This is a genomic window from Okeania sp. SIO3B5, from assembly GCF_010692555.1.
Lineage (GTDB): Bacteria > Cyanobacteriota > Cyanobacteriia > Cyanobacteriales > Microcoleaceae > Okeania.
Genome location: NZ_JAAHHG010000563.1, coordinates 1 through 6,330, shown reverse-complemented (window position 1 = coordinate 6,330; position 6,330 = coordinate 1). Strand labels below are relative to the sequence as shown.

Genomic DNA, 6,330 nt, shown 5'->3' with positions numbered 1-6,330 from the left:
GAACGCGCAGGCGTGAGAACCATCTCTGGACTAGATGCCGTAAGGTGTTTAGTTTAAGTGGACTCATTGAACCAAGAATCCTGGTTTCAGGAGAATCCCCGTGCGTTTACGCCGGGGAGTATGTCAAAGCGTTTTCCACTGCCCGTGAGGTACACCCCGAAGATGGCTAGATTGCCTCACTACAATATTTTCACTATTAGACATCTCCAAAAATCAAAAATAAAATCAATTATCGTACAGAAATCATCAGTTATCTCCCCTCCCCTCCAGGGAGGCAGGGCTGTTTCAAAGTATAGTACATTAACGATTTAGAGAGAATGGGAGTAATGGGCATAGAGGAATAGTGAAATTTGTCAAAATTTGCCGATTTTTCAGCAAAGTACGCGTCGTTAAGCTCTGAGAAAATATTTAGTTCAACGTCGCTTAAAAACCTCTATCCCCGTGTCTGGTGTGTCTGGTGCGTCCCCGCGTCTATTGAGAATGAAACAGCCCTGCCTCCTGGGAGGGGCGAGGGGTGGGTTCCCTATTCCCTATTCCCTATTCCCTCTTTTCCTGCATTTCTCACAAATTTTGTGATTATAGTCGCTGAAAAGCTTGTATAGCAAGCATTTAACCCTACTTAAAAGAGAGGATAAAAAACAACACACTGTTGAAAACCTTATTCTGTATGACTTTGATTAGATAAGGATTTTGACTTATTAAACTTATTAGACATCTGGTAAAAATCAAAAAAAACAATCAATTCTTATCCATAAATTATCAATTGTTCCCCTCCTGGGAGGGGTTAGGGGTGGGTTCTCTGTTCCCTGTTCCCTGTTCCCTGTTCCCTGTTCCCTGTTCCCTGTTCCCTGTTCCCTCTTTTCTGGAGATGTCTATTTTGTGAGAAATCCGGGTTTTCTGGAGATGTCTATTCATTTTGTACATAATTTGCCCGAAATATGCTGTAACTTCCGCGTAGCGACACTAGATTTCTATCAAAAGACTTTTAAGAATTGATTGTGATCGGCAACTTAATGATAAATTCTGCATTCTTTCCCTCTTCAGATGAACATATTAAATAACCTCCATGTTTTTCTCTCACAATGTGATAACTAATGGAAAGTCCTAATCCTGTTCCTTTACCAACTGGTTTAGTTGTAAAAAATGGATCGAATAAGTGAGCTTGAATATCTGGTGCGATGCCAGGACCATTATCGGCAATTTGGATCGTAATCCATTCGGCATCAACTTGAGCTGTTTTAATGAAAATCATGGGCGATCGCTCTTTGAACTTGCCTACTGCCATGGAATCTTGTAAGGCATCTATTGCATTGCTCAAAATATTCATAAATACCTGATTCAATTGACCCGCATAACATTTAATCAAAGGTATATTACCGTAGTCTTTCTTGACCTGAATTTCGGGGCGCTCGAAGTGAGCTTTGAGCTGATGATCTAGGATCATCAATGTACTTTCAATACCCGTATGAATATCTACATCCTTAACTACTGATTGATCTAACCGGGAAAAATTACGCAGAGATAAGACAATTTCGTGTATACGTTCACCCCCAACTTTCATAGAATTCAATAAATTGGGTAAATCTTGGGCAATAAAATCTAGCTCAATTTCTTCAATAACTGCTTCAATATCTGGAGTAGCTACAGGATATTCGGTTTGATAGAGGTCAAGTAAATACAACAAATCTTGGCAATATTTGCTGGCATATTCAACATTTCCTGTAATAAAATTGACCGGATTATTAATTTCATGGGCAACACCCGCCACCAACCGCCCTAAACTAGACATTTTTTCAGTTTGTACCAATTGTAATTGGGTCTGTTTTAGCTGTTGTAATAATTCCTTTAACTTGCGATTTTTATGCTCAACTTTCAACATTGTTTGCTTGGAGATTAATAAATACATCATTAAAGATCCAGTCGTTAATAACCCAAATGCTAGAACTGTTGCAGGCCGCCAACTATAAATATAACGTTTGGCAGAAGGTAAGACTAGCAGGGAAAGTTCCTGTCGCGCTAGATTAAGAGAACGGATGCAGAATTGCCATTCATTATTGTAATGACAGGGGTTTGACGATTGAATCATGGAACTATCAAGAATGTCCAATTTTGCAACTTGAGCGGATTTTGTGAGAGTTTCGGTATCAGCTTTGTAAGCAATTAGGAAAAATTCAGTGGCTGTTATTGCTGTTTTGTTTAAGGCTGAGTCTAACTGATCTTCTGGCAAACTATATAGATAGAAATCAAGTCCATTGAGATCTAGATGAGCTACTGCTTTTTCTATAAAAGTCTGAAGTTCAAAAATACCAAATACTACTCCTTGAAATTTAGTCTGGGAATTAAGTTGTTTACTGCCAAGGGAATTTTGTGCATTTAGGTTATTAGAAGTGAATACTGGAGAATAAAGCACAAATCCTGGTTTGCCATTTTCCAACTGCACTAAAGGCGTACTTACACTCACACCAAGATGTTCTGCTTTTTTTATAGTCCGCAAACGTTTTGGATCGGATACTGCGTCCCAACTAATATAATCTTGCCATCTATCTAAGGGTTCAAAATAGGTTGTGGGGAAATAAACAGGTTTATCCCCTGCCACAACATGGTTTCCTGTTGAATCATACTCGTGAATCCGAAAATTAATTATTCCTTGGGTTTGTAACTTTTGCTCATAAATCTGGCGTTCCTGAGCATTTACTTTTTCAGTCCAACCTAATCCCAACAAGCCGTTGTAATATGGTAATAGAGAATTAGAAAATTCTTGAAATTCTTGCTTAGTGATTATTTTAGCGGTATTAAATAATGCTCCAACCGATCTGGTTAGTTGGATATAGCTATCCAATTGCCTTTGCAACTCACCGACTAATGCCATAGATTGTTGTTCAAACCGCTGTCTATCTTTAGCAATTTCCCAGCGGTGAACCATGAAGGTAGCGATGATCGAAAGGCTAATTCCAACAAATCCTACTATTCCAGTGGCTCTGTACCGCTTGAATAAATACATAAGTTTTATAATCACTATTAATAATTATTTTCAATAAGATTATATCGCAATATTATAATTTCAGTGATTTTTAATAAACTCAGGACTTACGCACGGACACTAAACTCAGTGAGGGCGAATGGTATTAGCCCCTACATATGGCGTTCTCAAGGTGAAGCATACGTAAGTCCTGAAACTTTTAAAAAATATTTTATTCAAATCTGCACTATAGTGGTCTGTCAACTGTGAAATTATGGATAGATTTTTGTAACTGTGATTTTTGTAACTGTGAAATTATGGATAGATTTTTGTAACTGTGATTTTTGTAACTGTGAAATTATGGATAGATTTTTGTAACTGTGATTTTTGTAACTGTGAAATTATGGATAGATTTTTGGGTAATGCGAATCCTCAAAACTATCTTGACAGACCAATAGTATAATATAGTATAATACCATTTCTCAAAAACTTTTCTATATTTTCGCATAGTAGGGGAGTGGGGGAGTGGGAGAGAATTAAACATAAGAATAATTAACATTAACTTACCTCAGAGTAGCAAAAAAGTTATTCGACATAAGTTAATTACTTAATAACTGAAATGCCAATGGAGTATAGCATTATTTTTGGGAATTGGTATAAGAGCAGGTGCGATCGATGTTTGTTATCAATATTCTAGTAGTTAGGAGGGGGTTTGCTGCGATCGCAACATTCATGCAATAAAACCATTATTAATTATTAATTATTACAGGACTTACGCAAATTAACCTTAAAAAAGCCATATGTAGGGGCTAATGGCATTCGCCATTACTGTATTTAGTGTCCGTGTGTAAATCCTGTATTAATTAGGGTTTGCTGATTAAATACCAAAGCATTGACAGATAAAGGTTTTAGTATTTTTTTGTCTAAAAAAGTGCGCCTGTTTTAAGCTCAAAAAGCTCAAAAATCTAGTATTTTGGGACGATTATGGCAGAAAAATCACTCTTACAATTTTTCCGACTACCTCCTCTATAATTCCCCTAACTCCTGTCTCCTGTCTCCTGTCTCCTGTCTCCTGTCTCCTGTCTCCTGTCTCCTGTCTCCTGTCTCCTGTCTTCCCCTCCTGGGAGCAGGGCTGTTTCAAAGTATTGTAGATTAATGATTTATGGAGAACGGGAGTAATTGGCATAGTGGAACAGTGAAATTTGCCAAAATTTGCCTATTTTTCAGCCAATAAGCCTCTTTAAGCTCTGAGAGGATATTTGGTTCAACGCCGCTTAAAAGCCTCCATCCCCATGTCTGGTGTGTCTGGTGCGTCCCCGTGTCTATTGAGAATGAAACAGCCCTGCCCTCCTGGGAGGGGGAGGGGTTAGGGGTGGGTTGTCTCCTACCCCTACTAAAAGACTTTTTCAGCAAACCCTAATTATTAATTGTTGACTCTCCTCATCCACTTCTTCCTTCTTCCTTCTTTTTTCTTCCTTCTTCAATCTGGTTTTTGATTCAACCATTCATTAATTTCCTGAGCTAATCGCGTGCTATCTGTTGGGTTCATAGCTCTATCGAGTTGATATTTATCTATTTGAGATTGAATTATAACTTGATAACCAGATTCAAACTTAGATGATAATACCTGTACAATATCTCTAGTATTTCCCTGAAACTTCCCATAAACAAGATCAAACAAATGTCGTTCTACCTGAAAACTATTACGGTCAATATAAATATAATTTTTTTCTCCAAAGAGTATATATGTTCCGACAAAAATAATGATAAAAAATAATATTCCATAAATTGGATGAGTTAGCAGTAAACCCAAAAACATACAAAGCGCTCCACCAATAATTCCAGAATCTTTTAGCTCTCTAAAACTAGGAGCATGAGTATATATTTCTATCATATCTGAAGATTTATTAATACTAATAATACTGCTGAAATTTACAGTTTTTTTGGCAGAGACAAATCTTGGTTGCAATCTGGATTTAAATTTAGCTTCTGATTCGAGGCTGACTAATGCTTCACGAGCATTTTTAAAACGTCTTTCCAAATCCATTTCTGTTATTTTATTAATCCATATTGCTAAACTAGGACTAATATCAACGTTGTCAGTAAATTGAATCTGATAATTTTTTTGTGGTAAGTCTGCGGGGATAATTCCAGTTAGTAAATGAATTAAAGTTGTTCCTAAAGCATATAAATCTGAAGCTGGAACTGCTCTACCCCAAAATTGTTCTAGAGGTGCATAACCGATAGTTCCTACAACAGTAAAAGTTGCTCCATTAGCATTACCTTGAGATTGGACTCCGCCAAAATCTACCAGATAAATTTGTTGGTCTGCACCCATAATTAAGTTACTGGGTTTAATATCTCTATGTAAAACAGGAGGCTCTAGTTCGTGGAGGTAAATCAGAATTTCTAGCACTTCTTTGGCAATTTTTTCTACTTCTTCTTCTGTGAATTTTTTCTCTCTATCTAATAATTCTTGGAGAGAAAAACCGGGAATATAATCTTGTACTAATGCAAACCATGATAAACCTGCATCAGCTTCTTTATATAATAAAAAATAATCGCGATAATTAGGGATGCGAGGATGATTTAGGGCTTGTAAAATTTGTGCTTCTGCTTCAAATAAATTCAATTCTTGCCCTAACATTTCTGGACTATAAGCTAACATTTTGATGGTTACTTGTTCTTGTGACTGGGAGTCAAATGCTAGCCAAGTTTTACGACCTGCTACAACAGGACCTAATTGTTTTTGTAGTTGGTAACGCTCTTTTAAAATTTTTCCTGGAGTTAACATAATAAGTCAAAAGTCAAAAGTTAAAAGTCAAAAGTTAAAAGTTAAAAGTAATCTTAATATTATTGAGTCATAATACCGTAGGTTGGCAAGTGAGGCAAAATTGATATCAATCATCACAATAGACATCTCCAGAAAAGAGGGAACAGGGAACAGGGAACAGGGAAGAATAATTGATAATTTCTGGGTAATAATTGATTTTATTTTTGATTTTTGGAGATATCTAATACTGAATAATCAAGCGATCGCTACTTTGTGAGTTTGCTCCCTTAACTATTGGACAATAGTTAAATTAATGCTTGAGACTGAATAATCAGGCGATCGCTACTTTGTGAGTTTGCTCCCTTAACTATTGGACAATAGTTAAATTAATGCTTGAGACTGAATAATCAGGCGATCGCTACTTTGTGAGTTTGCTCCCTTAACTATTGGACAATAGTTAAATTAATGCTTGAGACTGAATAATCAAGCGATCGCTACTTTGTGAGTTTGCTCCCTTAACTATTGGACAATAGTTAAATTAATGCTTGAGACTGAATAATCAGGCGATCGCTACTTTGTGAGTTTGCTCCCTTAACTA

3 protein-coding genes are annotated in these 6,330 nt (G+C 36.7%); 1 reads left to right on the top strand and 2 read right to left on the bottom strand.

Annotated features, from left to right (window positions below):
* Positions 1 to 985 precede the first annotated feature (985 nt).
* Both F6K54_RS38230 and F6K54_RS38225 read right to left on the bottom strand, forming a co-directional pair.
* Complete coding sequence (locus F6K54_RS38230) at positions 986 to 3,016, bottom strand: CHASE domain-containing protein (RefSeq protein ID WP_293089308.1); 2,031 nt, start codon at positions 3,014 to 3,016, stop codon at positions 986 to 988.
* A gap of 1,423 nt (positions 3,017 to 4,439) precedes the next feature.
* Positions 4,440 to 5,753 (bottom strand): serine/threonine-protein kinase, encoded by a 1,314-nt coding sequence (locus F6K54_RS38225; RefSeq protein WP_293089306.1) that lies wholly within the window; start codon positions 5,751 to 5,753, stop codon positions 4,440 to 4,442.
* Positions 5,754 to 5,853: 100 nt separating this feature from the next.
* Between F6K54_RS38225 and F6K54_RS38220 the strand changes: the two genes are divergently transcribed.
* Positions 5,854 to 6,009 (top strand): hypothetical protein, encoded by a 156-nt coding sequence (locus F6K54_RS38220; RefSeq protein ID WP_293089304.1) that lies wholly within the window; start codon positions 5,854 to 5,856, stop codon positions 6,007 to 6,009.
* Positions 6,010 to 6,330 lie beyond the last annotated feature (321 nt).

Bases quoted from the DNA above. Each gene is read 5' to 3' on its own strand.
- F6K54_RS38225 (WP_293089306.1), bottom strand. From the start codon at position 5,753: ATGTTAACTCCAGGAAAAATTTTAAAAGAGCGTTACCAACTACAAAAA.